Below are 15,387 nucleotides of genomic sequence, written 5' to 3' on the forward strand. Positions count from 1 at the left end.
ATAAATCCTGCTTTTTTATTGAGTGATCAGATACTGATATCATTCTCTTTGGTATATCGATCTACAACCACACTAATCATCATATCGCCCTGCACATTTACCACCGTTCTTACTGTATCGAGCAACCGGTCGATTGGAAGTAAAATAGCAATTGCTTCGGCTGGTAGACCCACAGACTGCAATACCATAATCATGGTGACCATACCTGCACTCGGAATTCCCGGTGCTCCAAGTGATGCAATCATCGCAGTTAAACACACAACAATTTGCTGGGTTAGGTTTAAGTCTAGTCCAACTAAATTTGCAACAAAGAGCGCAGCAGCAGCTTCATATAAAGCTGTACCATCCATGTTAAGCTGCGAGCCTAGTGGAATAACAAAGCCTGCTGTTTGAGGACGAACACCTAAGTTTTCCTGTGTACATTTCATACTCAGTGGCATCGTTGCCGAACTAGAACTTGTTGCAAATGCAGTAATTAAGGCTGTACGTGTACCTTTGAAAAAAGTCCAAGGACTCATACGACCAACAATCCAAAGCAGTAATGGCAAAACAACAGCACCATGAAAAATAGTGGTTCCAGTTACCACAACAGCAAACTCTGCCAAGCGACTTAATACTGAAATATCTTCTGTCGCCATTAATTTAGCAAGTAATGCAAAAATTCCTAATGGTGCCAGTTTCATGACCCATCCAACCAGCATCATCATCATTTCAAAAAACTGATGACTCAATAAACGAATACTCTTAAAGCGCTCACCACCTTGAACCAATGCAAAACCAACAAATAGTGCAAATACCACAACAGCTAAAACATTTCCGTCGCTAAATGCTTTAAAGGGATTAATTAAAGTATTTTGAATAAAGTTAGTAAAAAAAGTTGCTGGATTTAAACTATCTGGTGCTTGATAGCTTTGCATTGATGCCTGAAAAATTGAAATATCCACGCCTCGGCCCACCTCAAATAAATGAGCACAGCCAATACCTAAGATTAAGGCCAATGTGGTGGTGGTGATAAAACATAAAAATGTGATTTTCCAAACCGGACCTAGCTGCCCGCCTGCCTGTAAATTTGAAACTCCAACTACAATCGAGCTAAAAATTAATGGCACCAACAACATTTTGAGTAGCCCAATAAAAACACTACTCAATATACCCAAGCCATATAAACTATGCTTTACAAAAGCAGTATCAGGATACATGGTGAGTAGGAAGCCAAAGGCTAAACCTAAAATCGCGGCAATCAGAATTTGTGTATTTAAGTTCATATCAACGTTATTTTTTTCAGTAGGCAATACTTTTGCAAATATGACATGAGCTTGATTTTCATTCGAGCAATTTTTTGTCACATGCTTTGAATTAAAAATAAAAAAGCCATCTTTTTAGATGGCTTATTATTAATTATTGAGTTTCAATTTCCCGCAAACGGATCAAACCCTCTTGCACCGTACTACAAACGAGCTGTCCATTTTGCCACATACGGCCAAAGTTTAAACCGCGAGAAGCTGCGCTCACTGTGGCTTCCATGTCATAAAGCATCCATTCATCAGCACGAAGTGGGCGATGGAAATAAATGGCATGATCAATACTGGCACATTGCAAACTTGGAGAAATATAGCTTAAACCATGAGGTCTTAAAGCCGTAGTCATTAAAGTGAAGTCTGAGTAAAACGCCACAATTGCTTGATGTAAAGCAATGTCATCTAGCTGTTTTGGAATGCGATCATGAGTACGAATATAGTGCGCATTGAACGGCGCTTCCGGCTGAGGCTGAAATGGATTGACTGGATCAATCGGACGAATTTCAACATGACGCTCACGCATGAAACTCGCACGGACATTCTCTGGTACAAAATTAAGAATACCTTCTTTCAGTTCACTTTCCGATTTTAACGTCTCAGGAGCTGGGTATTCTGGTTCTGAATGTTGGTAGTTCAAGCCTTCTTCAGGGTTCGCGAAAGACACCATTGCCGAGAAAATAACTCGACCATGCTGGATTGCCCGAACTTGGCGGCTAACAAAGCTTTTACCATCACGTAAACGATCTACTTCATAGATGATTGGAGCATTAATGTCGCCACCATATAAAAAGTAAGCATGCATTGAATGCGCAGGACGGTCGGTTGTATAAGAGGCAGCACGTAAAGCCTGACCTAAAACCTGACCTCCAAAAACACGTTTACCGACCAAATTACGGCTAATTCCACGGTAAATATTTTCTTCAAGCTTTTCTAAAGTGAGCAGCTCAACCAGTTCTTGGGTTAACGCATTCATGAGAGATACCTTCATATTGCAGGCAAAATTGGTATTAAAGGACAGATGTGTAGAATCTATTGTGCCATAAAAAACTATTTGTACATGGAACAATCAGTCAACTTCTGACGAACATTGCCCTTAAAACAGCTAAAAATACGATTTTTAACGATAAAAAATGCCAAAAGCATTATAATTTATAAGAAAGTAGCATATTGTTTTTTTTAATAAATGCCTCAAAATAATTACCCTCTGCATTTGGTGCCGGGATTTGTCTTTAAGAAGTAGGAGTTCTTATGTCCAAGAGTGGGTTTGGTCAAATGTATCGTCGGCTTTCGAGTAAGCTACTTGACCTCGTGGTAACACCACATGTTCTTGGGGAAGTTCCTACTGAACCAGTATCAGAAACAACGGAAACTGAAGCAAAGACTGAGCGCCAAAAAGTGGTGTGCTATGTCTTACAAAACCATTCTCGCAGCAATGCTTTAGTGGTGGATGGGGAAACTCGTCGTTTAAATTTAAAGCCTGCATTAGATCCGTTAGTGATCGGTTCTCATCAGGAAAAAGCATCAGTTTTATTTTTACAGCATAATGATGAAAATAACCTGTTAAATCCCCCTCCTCATGCTTTTCCACCTCGCTTAATTAAACTGATTGAAGTTTTACAGGCAAATCCTGAGCTCGATATAGAACTGGTTCCAGTAACCGTTTTGTGGGGGCGTTCTCCAGATAAAGAAGACTCTTGGTTCAAGCTCTTGTTCTCAGACACATGGGCAACACCAAGTACAGTTAAGCAGCTTGTGAATATCGGTTTACATGGTCGCCAATCTTATTTGGAGTTCCATGAACCACAGTCTTTACGTGACCTTGTTGAATATGCTCAACAACATTATCCAAACCTTTCACCAGCGACTTATATTGTTAGTACCTTAAATGACTATCTTGACCGTCAACGTGAAGTGGTTTTAGGCCCTGACTTATCAGATCGTCGTAATGTCATGCAGTCAGTTGTAAAGTCTCGTGACGTGCAAGAGGCTATTCGACGTGAGAGTATTCGCGGCAAAATTAGCATGCTTGAAGCAGAACGTCGTGCGATTGGTTATGTCAATGAAATCGTATCTGACTATTCACACTCAGCAGTCCGCTTTGCAGATTTAGCATTAACACGCCTATGGACTCAGCTTTATGACGGCGTAGAGGTTCACAACTTTAGTACGGTTCGTGAACTCGCGAAAGATTACGAAATTGTTTATACACCGTGTCATCGCAGCCATATTGACTACCTATTATTGTCTTATGTGATTTATAGACGAGGCCTAATGGTTCCGTATATTGCTGCTGGTGATAACCTGAACTTGCCTTTCGTGGGTCAGCTTTTACGTGGTGGTGGTGCTTTCTTTATTCGCCGCTCTTTCCGTGGCAATGGTCTTTATACAACTGTATTTAAAGAATATTTATACAGCATTCTTTCTCGTAATACGCCACTTGAATACTTTATTGAGGGTGGTCGTTCGCGTACAGGTCGTTTATTACCACCGAAAACCGGTATGCTTGCCATGACGGTTCATAGTCATTTACGTGGCCGTACAAAGCCAATTGTATTTGTACCAACTTATATTGGTTATGAACGCTTGATGGAAGGTTCGACTTACGTTGGCGAAATGCAAGGTAAGCCAAAAGAAGCTGAATCTATTTTTGGTATTGTTAAAACATTACGAAAAATTGAACGCATTTTCGGTAAGGTACACGTTAACTTTGGTGAACCCGTTTTTCTTGATGATTTGCTTAAACAGCATAATGCAGAAAATGTCTATATCGAGAAAAACGACGACCCAATTCCTCAAGCCGTTTCAGATGCTGTAAATAGCTCTGCACATGCAATTTTAGAAAATATTAACCGTGCGGTAGTCATTAACCCGGTTTCTTTACTCTCAATTATTTTGCTTGCTACTCCAAAGCATACTCTTGATGAAGAAATCTGTATTAAGCAGCTTGAAGCTTACCGCAATTTAGCATCGAATTTCCCATACGATCAGCGTACAGAAGTAACACCACTATCTGGCAAGGAAATTATTGCTTACGGCTTAAAGCTAAAATTAGTTAAGCGTGTACAGCATGCACTGGGCGATATTATTGCGATTGAAGATAACCAAGCAGTTCTGCTTACATACTTCCGTAATAACATTTTGCATGCTTTCGTTTTACCTTCATTGGTTGCATCGCTTGTTGAGCATAACGGTAAAATCAGTCGTGCTGATTTAAGTAATGTCATCTATACCCTTTATCCATTCTTAAAAGCTGAACTATTCCTTAAGTGGCAAAGCAGTGAGCTTAAAGAACAGATTGAACAATATGCAGATGCATTGGTTCAATCAAACCTTATTCATCAAGATGAAGAAGGTAACTTGATTAGCTCTGCACCAAACACCGAAGAGCACAATCAACTTGTTGTATTGGCAACACCTGTTAAGCAAAGTCTAGAACGCTATTACATGACTTTAGCTTTAATTACTCAGCGTGGTTCAGGCAATATTTCAGCAAAACAAGTTGAAGAGTTAAGTCATTTGTTAGGACAACGCTTGTCTGTTCTTTACGAGTTTAATTCTCCAGAATTCTTTGACAAAGCATTGTTCCAAAGCTTTATTAAAGTTTTAACTCAGCAAAATTACATCCGTACTAATGACCAAGGTCAGATTGAGTTTGACGATAATTTCCGTCAAATGGCAGCAGGCGCACAGCTAGTACTTGATGAAGTAACATTGCAGATGTTGCAGCACATCACGACCTTTACTGATGAAGAACTAAAAGAAGCACTTGAAGCAATGGCCTCTCAACAAGCGAAACGTCGTTTAAAACGTAAAAAATCTTAAAGTTTGACTCAAAATAAAAGGCAACTTAAGTTGCCTTTTATTTTATCGAGGCATTGAACACTCGAAGTAACGTGGATCATCAATACAACGTAAGCGCTTCATCAATTCAACAAAGTAAGCATCGTAATATCCAGAACGCACATATTGATTGCGTATTTTGGCCACCATAATGTCATAGCTCTGCTTTTCGTAAAAAGAAACATCTACCCAATAGTAAGCTGGCAAATGGTTTTCCCACTGTATCGCTCGATTCGTTAATAATTGACTATTTTGCGCAAACCAAGACCGAATTTTTCGGCCAAAATTGGCAGGATACGATTTAGGCTTAATAATTAGATTTACCCCAAAATAAGCCAATGGAAAGTTAATCACCTGAGTGTCTGGCCCAAAATCTTTCTGTAAGTTATATGGTAAAAGCCCATAAATCGGTGCCGGCATAATATCGATTTTGTTTTGCTGGAACTGAGTGATCGCATTGGATAAATCAACATAGACTGGCTGTGCACCTACACTTCTCACCAACGCCTGCTGTGGCGGATTATTGGCTAATACACCGACTCGTTGACCTCTAAGCTGTGCCACTTTCGATATTTTTTTGTTTTTCATGACCATATAGGCAGTTCCTACGGGAATCATACCAACTACTTCATAGTCTTGATTAATGAGTTTTTTCTCAATTGTCGGGTGATTTAAAAGCTGCAATAAATTTCGAGCAGTCCTGTTATTAGGTATAAGGCCAATCCCAGAGCTACTTCCCATAAAATGATTGTATTGATAAGTATTAAAGTTACTAGCTGCTAAACCTGAACATTTACCATCGTCAAAAGCTTGAATGGCTTGCTGCTCTTTTTGATAGCTGACAACTTTGAATTTGACATTATATTGCTGAGCATATAATCGGATGTCATTTAAACGACGCGTTATATCCCCTTGGGTGCCCATAGGATCATATGTACACCACAACTGATCCTCTGCCCAACTCGCAACAGACGTTGCACTCAAAATAAGTGCTAAACAAAATTTCTTCACTTTCAACATTTTTATCTTTATCGGCAATTTATTTGCCTCTTCAGGTATTTCTATTGTTATTTAAAGTTTAGTCTAAATTTTGATTTGTACCATGAGCATTTAAACATAATAAATAGTCATTAAAGCAAATTGGGTGTTCAAGTTGAAAACCTGTTTCAAATAAGAGTTTCGCATATATTTTTTTACCTGAAACATGAGCTGAATCTAAAGTAAGCAGCGGTAAGTCTAACTGGCTCTGAAACCAAAGGATGACTTCATGTAATGGTACAGGGGCATTATTGGCAACAAGATAACTCTTATGCGGTTTTTCATAATCGGCTAAAAATGCTAAAAATCTTGCCAAGTCATCAATATGAATACGATTACTATAGTGAATATTTGGATAGGTTTGTGTGTTTTCAGCCATCCGTTTTAATCGATCAACCGAAGCACCATAAATCCCTGTGGGACGTACAATCACACATTGAGCTGGAAAGTATTTCTGCCATAGCAATTCCATATTATGAAGAATATGGCCTTGAGCATCATTCGGGTGAATCTGACTATCATCATCAATCGTTTCACCAGAATTTTCACCATATACCCGCGTAGATGACACTACAATTAATCTTTTGACTGGATGTGATTTTAACGCCTGTCGAATAGGCTCAATACTATCCACGTAAGTATGATGATAACCTTGAACTGTACTATCGTCTGGAGAAAGCAAAATATAAACGACATCTACAGGCGCAATTTCACTTAAATCGAGCGTAAAAATATCCTGTATGAGGTGTGTCCCGTAAGGATCTGTTTTTTCACTACGGCTAATTGTGGTAATTTGATGTCCTGTCTCAAATAGTTGTTTAGCAACACGCTGAGATGTTTTACCATAACCGATAAATAATATATGCATAGAGAACTCGTTGAGGGGACATGACTTCAGTCCATCAGTTACAAGGCGTTGGATCGGCTTCAGCAGCCCTACTCGAAAAACTAAATATTTTTACCACAGATGATTTACTGTTTCATCTGCCCCGTGATTATGAAGATCGCAGTACCATTATTCCTATGAATCAGTTGGTGGTTGGTCGTAGTTATTTACTTGAGGGTGAAGTCAAATCTGTTGATTTCCCTCCAGGTAAACGTAAATCTATGGCTGCATTAATACAAGATGAATTTGGTAAGGTGACTTTACGTTTTTATCATATTTATAAAAACTTAACCGATAAAATAAAACCTGGTAACCGTTTACGTATTTTTGGTGAAGTTCGCGTAGGTGCAAGGGGACTTGAGCTTTATCATCCAGAAATTCAGCTCATTAATGAACACACGCCTCTGCCAAAAACGCAGCTCACAGCAATTTACCCGAGTACTGATGGATTAACACAACCTAAATTACGCGAATATGTTAAACAGGCGTTGAAGCATCATAGTGATGCTCTACCTGAGTTGCTTCCCAAGCAATATACAAATGGATATGCACTCAAAGAAGCATTACATTACATTCATGAGCCACCTGTCGATGCCAATATGCTCCAATTGGCCGAAGGATCTCACCCTGCACAGCGGCGTCTTATTTTTGAAGAACTGGTCGCACACCAAATTAGCCTTCTCACACGACGTGCTTATATTCGTCAAATTGCCTCACCCGCTTTCCCAAGTAGTAAGGTACTGGCAAAAAAACTGTTAGAAGCCTTACCTTTTCAAATGACCAATGCACAAAAGCGTGTATCCAAAGAAATTTTAAGCGACTTAAAACAACACCAGCCTATGCTACGTTTAGTACAAGGTGACGTAGGTGCAGGGAAAACTCTAGTTGCGGCAGTTGCAGCATGCCATGCATTAGAGGCCGATTGGCAAGTTGCATTAATGGCACCTACCGAAATTTTGGCAGAGCAGCATTATTTAAACTTTAAACGTTGGTTTGAACCTTTAGGTATTACGGTCGCTTGGTTATCAGGCAAACAAAAGGGTAAAGCGCGAGCACAAGCTGAACAACAAATTAAAGAAGGTCATGCCGAACTGATTGTAGGTACTCATGCCTTATTTCAAGATAACGTTGGGTTTGCAAAGTTAGGTCTTGTTATTATTGATGAGCAACATCGCTTTGGGGTAGACCAACGATTGGCTCTACGCAATAAAGGCGCTGAACAACTCACGCCACATCAATTGGTCATGACTGCAACGCCAATTCCTAGAACATTAGCAATGAGTGCTTATGGCGATTTAGACACATCCATTATTGATGAATTACCACCAGGTCGTACACCTATCCAAACTGTCACGATTCCACTAGACCGTCGTGAAGAAGTGCTAAATCGAATTGGTACAAATTGTCGAGAAGGCAAACAAGCCTACTGGGTATGTACTCTGGTTGAACAGTCCGAAACTTTAGACGCCCAAGCCGCGGAAGCCACCTATCAAGAAATGAGAGAGCGCTTTCCTGAACTTAATATTGGTTTAGTTCATGGCAAAATGAAACCTGATGAAAAGCAATCTGTCATGCAAGCATTTAAAAATAACGAACTACAACTCTTGATCGCCACAACTGTTATTGAAGTCGGTGTAGATGTACCTAATGCTTCAATTATGGTCATTGAAAATGCTGAACGTTTAGGACTTTCACAGCTACATCAATTACGTGGCCGTGTAGGACGAGGCGCAAAAGCCAGTTTTTGCGTTCTTCTTTATAAACCACCACTTTCACAAAATGGTCAGGAAAGACTTTCGATTTTAAGAGAGAGTAATGATGGCTTTGTGATTGCAGAAAAAGACCTTGAGCTAAGAGGTCCAGGTGAATTATTAGGAACCAAACAAACAGGCGATATGGGCTTTAGAGTCGCGCGGTTAGAACGAGATGATCATTTATTAAGTCAAGCACATTATGTTGCACAACAGGTTCTAAAGGACTATCCACAACAAGCTGATGCCCTCTTGAAACGTTGGCTACCTGAAGCGCCGCGATACGCTTATGTTTAAGTTATTCAATCCTCAGTATCTTTTTCAGTTATTGTCCCCTTGCCTATTATGTGAAATAGGAACACGGGGTAAGTACCCTCTTTGTAAAGAATGTTGGGAACAACTACCATGGCTTAAGCAGACAGTTCAGCGTAATGATCTATCTGTTCTTGTGGCCTGTCATTATGCCTATCCAATTAACCGCATAATTCAGCAGTTTAAATATGAACAAAAATTACATTACCAAACCTTACTTGCTGAAATTTTACAGCAAATAAAATTTCCTAAGGTACAGGCCATAGTACCCATGCCTATTTCTAAACAGCGTTTAACGGAGCGAGGTTTTAATCAATCATTATTACTTGCCAAGCTTCTAAGTAAACAATTAAGAATACCCGTTTGGCAGCCTGTACAGCGCCTCAATGAGCGTTCACAAAAAGGATTATCTCGACTCGAAAGATTTGAAAATATTGAACAGCAATTTGTTGCGATAGCTCAAGAAAAACGGCGCTACCGTCGTGTGCTGATTATTGATGATGTGATCACAACAGGAAGTTCAATTTCTGCTCTAAGTCAGGCATTAGAGCAGCTAGGTTGTACATCTATTTATGCAAACTGCCTAGCTGCTGCCTCATCTACATCATATTAAAATTATTAAATTGCAGATAAGTTTTGCTCACACCAAGGAATTACTATTTCTTTGGTTAATGGTGCAAGTTTAGTTTCGGAATCATTAAATTTTATCCACTTCATTTCAGCAATTTCGGCTGCAATTTGTGGAGACTGTTTTAATCGAACCAAATATAAATGGCTAATCAGCGTATGATCTGGCTCATTAGCAGCTGCTGTCTCAAAACGCCCTATAAACTGTTGTATTACACACGGGCTGCCAACTTCTTCCAGAATTTCACGTTGTATGGCTGTTTCCGGAGCCTCATTCGGCTCCAGCTTACCGCCTACTTGCATAAAAGCTTGTGTATCACGCTTTCTAACCAGTAATAATTCATTGTGCTCATTTAAGATCACCGCAGCGGCGACCGTAATTATTTTCACCGATTTAACCTCGTTTATGGTTGAACATCTGCATTAGCCCATTTTGGAGCTGGTGGTTGATATTGTTCAAATTGTTGAAGAATATCCTCAATTTTATCCGAAGCGATCAATTTATCAGCGAACCGTGCCTGACTAAAACCTTTATCTACAGTTCCTTGAACCATTTTAAGCAAATCTTCATAAAAGCCCGCTACATTTAGAAAAGCACACGGCTTTTGATGAATACCTAATTGTGCCCATGTCCATTGTTCAAAGATTTCTTCCAATGTACCTGCCCCACCTGGTAACGCAATAAAACCGTCCGACAGATCTGCCATTTTGGTCTTACGCTCATGCATATTCTCGACGACATATAATTTTGTCAGTCCGGGATGAGCTAACTCGCGATCGACTAAAGCACGAGGAATGACGCCAATGACCTGCCCACCGGCTTGCAAAGCACTATCAGCGACAACACCCATCAAACCTGAACGACCACCGCCATAAACGAGAGTTTTACCTTGCTTGGCAATAGTTTGACCGGTTAATTGAGCAATTTGTTGAAAGATTGGGTCTGAACCTAAAGATGAACCACAGAAAATGCAAATTGAATTCATAGTATAAAAACCGTTTTATTGAACTGTCATGCTGACAAACTAGACTATCGACAGAGTTTTTTTTTGCAAAATAGTGTATTGGCAAGTGTTTTTCGGCAAATCCTTGTCTAAAATACACCCATCAATTTCCATCAGACTGCGTGAGGAAAAAAGACACATGCTTGAAGCCTTTTATGCCACAGAACGCGGAAGTCTGGAAGATGCCACCATCAACGGTGGATTTGATCTACATCCCGAATTAGTATGGCTTGATCTAATTGCACCCTCTCAAGAAGAACAACAATGGGTCTTAGATGCCTACGATCAGAACTTACCTACACTAAAGTCCCTAGAAGACATTTCTTCTTCTGCTCGATTCTACCGCGATGATGACGGTATTTTGCATATCAGCACCTATTTTTTAACGAAAAATAAAAATTATCAGGTCGATGGAGATGCTGAAGAGTCATCACATATGCTTGCCATGGTGCAAACCGTAGCATTCATTTTACACAAAGATCGCTTATTTACGTTACGCGGTGAAAAGCTCGTTGCATTTCGTGCATTTCGTGCCCGAGCTCGCCGTAACGACTATGAAATGGATTATAAAGATCCAACTTGGATTTTATTAGGTCTGCTTGAAGCAAAGCTAGATGAGCTTGCGGATATCTTAGAAGATATCCACAAGGATCTAGAAAAATACTCCACTGAGGTTCTTAACAACCATCAACGTGAGAAAATTTTAGACCTTGATGACATGATTACCCGCTTGGCGCAACAAGAAGACATGCTTGGAAAAGCTCAACTGTGTTTAATTGATTTACGACGTGTCTTAACGTTTTTATCTCGTCCACGCGCCTTAGGTAGTCACATCTACGATGCTGATATCCGAGAGCTCAGTGAAGATGTCCGCTCACTTGTAGAACATGATGCGTTCTTATTCCAAAAAGTACGATTCTTGCTTGATACAACGTCTGGGTTCATTAACACCGAACAATACGATTCGTCGATTCTCGATTTTACCAAGTATGTTAGCACCACCAATGCTGATCGCGAGTATCTATGGCATGAACACTGAAGTATTGCCTTTTGCTCATGGTAAAAGTAGTTTTATCGCAGTGCTATTAATTATTGTCGGCTTTTTTATTGGCCCTATCATTTACTTCCGCTGGAAGAAATGGATTTAAAATCTGCACTTACCCCCTATTAATTTTTATAAAAAAAGCACCTAAATTTAGGTGCTTTTTTATTTTTGCATGACTAGACCAAATGTAGGTCTTCTTGCAAATGGCAAGCTTGAATGATTTTCAGCATCTTCTCTGGAACATTTTTAAAATGTAAGCCAGCCTTCTGCGGAGTCTGACGTAGCCATTGGACTAACACCGCCAATGCCAACGTATTACCATGCTCAAGCTGTTTTAGATCGACTATTAAAGGAAAGCTTGTTTGCTTCTTAATAATTGCCAATCCAGCTTGGTATTGTTGCTCAGCATTTTCAAAATCGATTTTGCCTGAAACAACTAACTCTTGGTTAAGATACTGAACCACTCTTCACCTACTTATTTTTGTTTGTTCTGATTAACAGCAGCATCTGCATCAGGTTGGAATGTCGCAATTGCTTTGTTCAAATCGCCGCCATTACGTTTCACAGTTGCAGCAAACTGATTTCGGAACTGTAACCCTAAATCAATACCAGAAACATTGATGTTACGGATTTTCCACTGTGAGCCTTTATCAGCCAACTGGAACGACACAGGAATTTTGTCGCCATTATGGTTGAAATCTAAAGTTACAACAGGGTTTTTACCTGCTGTCGCTTTATAAGGGCGCATGGTGTAAGTTTGGTTTGTGTATTTAGCAAATGCACTACCGTAATTCTCAATTAAAGTATTACGGAAGTTTGTTTCAAACTGAGCACGCTGTGCAGCCGTACTATACTGATTTGTTGCATAAGTACCCATCACAATACGAGTGAACGCTTGTGAATCAACATACGGGTCTAAGTTTTGACGTATGATTGATTTAACCAAAGCAGGGTTGTTTTGCAACTTGGCATGGTCTGTTTTCAAACGCGCAATCAAACCATCAGCAACACGCTTAATAAAATCAGGTGGTGCTTCTGAAGGTGCAGCAAAAGCTGTACCAGCAATCATAGTAGACAAAATACTTGCTGTCAGGGTTTGTTTAAACAACTTATTCACCTGGAACCACTCCTTCAAATAATCTCTTACTCAACAAATGACGGCTGTGCGCTGCTGTCAGTACTTGCAGGAGCTTTTTCTTCTGCTGAGGATGATGAACCAGCGGCAACTTTACCTGCGCCACCACCAGTAATAAATTTACTAATTAAATCTTCTAAATCCATCGTTCCTTGGGTGTTAGAAATCGTATCACCACGTTTAAGGTAGTTAAGACCACCACCTGGTACGATTTTTAAATATTTCTCACCCAACAAACCATTGGTTGCAACCATTATATAAGCATCTTCATCAATACTGGTGATGGATGACATGTTACTGATCAGTTGCTGTTCCATTGTTTTTTGTTGCGCTGGCGTCGCTTGCGTATAATCAGAACTATAACGCAATTCGTCTAAAGCATTTTTTTGAACTTCTTTTAACTGCTGAGCATTAAAACTTGTCAGTTTTCCATCAAGGTCAAAAGTTACTGTAGCTAAACGTGTAACCGGATCAAGTGTAATTGAATCAACACGACCAATTGTTACACCGCTCATCGTTACTTTAGCACGAGGCTTAAGTCCATTAACGTTGTCAAACTGAGCTTTCATCGTGTAGCCATCACTCAAGTTTGTACCAACTAAACCACTTACTTTCATCGCTAAAAAAAACAAAGCAATACCGAAGATAATGACAAAAATACCTACGGCCAGCTCACTAGTACGTGATTTCATTAAATCCCTCCGAACATGACCGCAGTCAACACGAAATCAAAACCTAAAACACATAATGAAGAATATACAACCGTACGGGTCATTGCTGTCGCAATGCCTTCAGGTGTTGGATCACACGCATACCCTTGGAAAACTGCAATCCATGTACAAAGTAAAGCAAATACAATGCTCTTAATGATGCCATTTACAACATCATGGCCAAATTGAACATTATTTTGCATACCACTCCAGAAGGAGCCTTCATCAACGCCAAGAAAATCAACGCCAACCATTTTGCCGCCAACAATACCAATCGCAGCAAAGATAACAGTTAACATTGGTAAACTGACTATGCCAGCCCAAAGACGTGGTGAGACGATTTGCTTTAAAGGATCAACACCAATCATTTCCATACTGGCAAGCTGCTCACTTTGTTTCATCGAACCAATTTCAGCAGTTAATGCAGAACCTGCGCGCCCAGCGAAGAGTAAAGCAGCAACAACTGGTGCAAGCTCACGCAGCAAAGTTAAAGACACCATAGTGCCTAGCATTGATTCACTACCCACATTGACCAATATTGAGTAGCCTTGTAGTCCGAGTACCAGACCAATAAATAAACCTGATACCGTAATAATAAGTAAAGACATTACCCCTACACGATGCATTTGATAGACGAAACGCCCAAAACCACCCGATGAAGGTAATGAAAAAATAATCTGTAAGAGCATCAGTGCCGCAACACCAATCCCTCGAATCCGCTCAATAACGAGTCTACCTAACCAGGCAATCGTATTCATGGACGAACCTCGTTATCTAAATAAGCTTGGTGGCTAAACTGGTACTCAACCGGACCTTCTGCCGAACCGGTTAAGAACTGTTTTACAAAAGGAGAAGCATATTTTTGCAATTCTTCCGGTGTTCCTTCCCCTTGAATCTTTCCTTCCGCTACGACATAAATGTAATCGGCAATAGATAAGGTTTCGGAAACATCATGCGAAACAATAATGGTGGTTAAATCCAAAGCTTCACGTAACGAACGAATTAGACGAGTTAAAACACCTTTTACAATCGGGTCTTGCCCAGCAAATGGTTCGTCATACATGATTAAATCTGGATCAAGCGCGATTGCACGAGCCAAAGCAACTCGTCGATTCATACCGCCTGATAACTCTGTAGGCATGAGCTGTTCTGTTCCACGCAGGCCAACAGACTCAAGCTTTAAAGCAACCAGTTCAGCAATCAAATTTTCAGAAAGCTTGGTATGTGCACGGATTGGAAAAGCGACATTTTCATAAACCGACATATCGGTAAATAAAGCGCCACTTTGGAAGAGCATTCCCATACGCGCACGAGCGGCAAACAATTCCTGACGTGACATTTGAGCAATATCTTTGCCATCAAGCAAAACTTCACCCTGATCAGGAACAAGTTGTCCACCAATCAAACGTAATAAAGTCGTTTTACCTGTACCAGATGGTCCCATAATGGCCGTAATCTGACCGCGACGTATATTTAAACTAATATTGTCATAAATGACGCGTTCCCCTCGATTAAAACTCAAATTTTTCACTTCAATGAGTGACTGAGTCGAGAGAGGAGTTTTATTATTCATAATGGCAATCATTCCTGCACTTTTATGCCCGCATACTATAACACTGAATTTTGGGAATCTTGTTGTAATTTTGACAAAAGCAAAGACAACTAAACGTATAAATATAGGTTAGTTTTTGAAGGGAATTTACTGATTGAGCACTTGGAACTGATCTACAAAATGGCCTGT

Annotated in this window: 14 protein-coding genes and 1 pseudogene; 4 read left to right on the forward strand and 11 right to left on the reverse strand. The window is 40.0% G+C overall.

What is annotated here, in order from left to right:
* Window positions 1-26: 26 nt before the first annotated feature.
* Complete coding sequence (locus ACLCEG_RS09840) at window positions 27-1,292, reverse strand: dicarboxylate/amino acid:cation symporter (RefSeq protein ID WP_068932529.1); 1,266 nt, start codon at window positions 1,290-1,292, stop codon at window positions 27-29.
* Between the two features lie 106 nt (window positions 1,293-1,398).
* Entirely contained in the window at window positions 1,399-2,271 is an 873-nt protein-coding gene (locus ACLCEG_RS09845; protein WP_004705360.1) for an acyl-CoA thioesterase, read from the reverse strand.
* Between the two features lie 275 nt (window positions 2,272-2,546).
* On the opposite strand from ACLCEG_RS09845, the gene plsB reads away from it, so the two are divergent.
* Window positions 2,547-5,120 carry a glycerol-3-phosphate 1-O-acyltransferase PlsB gene (gene plsB / locus ACLCEG_RS09850; protein ID WP_410567336.1) on the forward strand — a complete coding sequence of 858 codons (2,574 nt, stop codon included), beginning with the start codon at window positions 2,547-2,549 and terminating at the stop codon, window positions 5,118-5,120.
* Between the two features lie 42 nt (window positions 5,121-5,162).
* Here the strand turns inward: plsB and ACLCEG_RS09855 are convergent, their stop codons facing one another.
* Both ACLCEG_RS09855 and ACLCEG_RS09860 read right to left on the reverse strand, forming a co-directional pair.
* Entirely contained in the window at window positions 5,163-6,149 is a 987-nt protein-coding gene (locus tag ACLCEG_RS09855; protein WP_216985835.1) for a putative solute-binding protein, read from the reverse strand.
* Window positions 6,150-6,216: 67 nt separating this feature from the next.
* Complete coding sequence (locus ACLCEG_RS09860; RefSeq protein ID WP_077165171.1) at window positions 6,217-7,044, reverse strand: NAD-dependent epimerase/dehydratase family protein; 828 nt, start codon at window positions 7,042-7,044, stop codon at window positions 6,217-6,219.
* A 20-nt stretch (window positions 7,045-7,064) separates the two neighbouring features.
* On the opposite strand from ACLCEG_RS09860, the gene recG reads away from it, so the two are divergent.
* Both recG and ACLCEG_RS09870 read left to right on the forward strand, forming a co-directional pair.
* Window positions 7,065-9,110 (forward strand): ATP-dependent DNA helicase RecG, encoded by a 2,046-nt coding sequence (gene recG / locus ACLCEG_RS09865; RefSeq protein ID WP_410567338.1) that lies wholly within the window; start codon window positions 7,065-7,067, stop codon window positions 9,108-9,110.
* Window positions 9,103-9,738 (forward strand): ComF family protein, encoded by a 636-nt coding sequence (locus ACLCEG_RS09870; protein ID WP_410567340.1) that lies wholly within the window; start codon window positions 9,103-9,105, stop codon window positions 9,736-9,738. Before recG ends, ACLCEG_RS09870 begins: the two co-directional genes overlap by 8 nt.
* Before the next feature lie 5 nt (window positions 9,739-9,743).
* On the opposite strand, the gene ACLCEG_RS09875 is transcribed toward ACLCEG_RS09870, so the two are convergent.
* Window positions 9,744-10,142 carry an NUDIX hydrolase gene (locus tag ACLCEG_RS09875; RefSeq protein WP_019457794.1) on the reverse strand — a complete coding sequence of 133 codons (399 nt, stop codon included), beginning with the start codon at window positions 10,140-10,142 and terminating at the stop codon, window positions 9,744-9,746.
* A 14-nt stretch (window positions 10,143-10,156) separates the two neighbouring features.
* A complete protein-coding gene (locus ACLCEG_RS09880; protein WP_004705346.1) occupies window positions 10,157-10,738 on the reverse strand; it encodes a TIGR00730 family Rossman fold protein in 582 nt (193 codons plus the stop codon).
* Window positions 10,739-10,895: 157 nt separating this feature from the next.
* On the opposite strand from ACLCEG_RS09880, the pseudogene ACLCEG_RS09885 reads away from it, so the two are divergent.
* A pseudogene (locus ACLCEG_RS09885) lies at window positions 10,896-11,904 on the forward strand (magnesium and cobalt transport protein CorA).
* A 73-nt stretch (window positions 11,905-11,977) separates the two neighbouring features.
* Here ACLCEG_RS09885 and ACLCEG_RS09890 read toward each other — a convergent pair.
* From ACLCEG_RS09890 to ACLCEG_RS09910, 5 genes are read right to left on the reverse strand one after another with little or no spacing between them, the layout of a single operon-like run.
* Window positions 11,978-12,265 (reverse strand): lipid asymmetry maintenance protein MlaB, encoded by a 288-nt coding sequence (locus tag ACLCEG_RS09890; protein ID WP_019457795.1) that lies wholly within the window; start codon window positions 12,263-12,265, stop codon window positions 11,978-11,980.
* Window positions 12,266-12,276: 11 nt separating this feature from the next.
* On the reverse strand, window positions 12,277-12,918 hold the full coding sequence (locus ACLCEG_RS09895) for a phospholipid-binding protein MlaC (RefSeq protein WP_039253560.1): 642 nt from the start codon (window positions 12,916-12,918) through the stop codon (window positions 12,277-12,279).
* Window positions 12,919-12,944: 26 nt separating this feature from the next.
* Window positions 12,945-13,628, reverse strand: a complete 684-nt coding sequence (locus ACLCEG_RS09900; protein WP_019457797.1) for an outer membrane lipid asymmetry maintenance protein MlaD — start codon at window positions 13,626-13,628, stop codon at window positions 12,945-12,947.
* Window positions 13,628-14,404 carry a lipid asymmetry maintenance ABC transporter permease subunit MlaE gene (gene mlaE, locus ACLCEG_RS09905; RefSeq protein WP_004705340.1) on the reverse strand — a complete coding sequence of 259 codons (777 nt, stop codon included), beginning with the start codon at window positions 14,402-14,404 and terminating at the stop codon, window positions 13,628-13,630. Before mlaE ends, ACLCEG_RS09900 begins: the two co-directional genes overlap by 1 nt.
* The gene (locus ACLCEG_RS09910) at window positions 14,401-15,219 is read right to left on the reverse strand and encodes an ABC transporter ATP-binding protein (protein ID WP_004705339.1); all 819 of its coding nucleotides are present in this window, start codon (window positions 15,217-15,219) and stop codon (window positions 14,401-14,403) included. The genes mlaE and ACLCEG_RS09910 overlap by 4 nt, the downstream gene beginning before the upstream one ends.
* Window positions 15,220-15,387 lie beyond the last annotated feature (168 nt).

The organism is Acinetobacter sp. H1(2024) (genome assembly GCF_046557555.1).
GTDB classification, from domain to species: Bacteria; Pseudomonadota; Gammaproteobacteria; order Pseudomonadales; family Moraxellaceae; genus Acinetobacter; species Acinetobacter seifertii.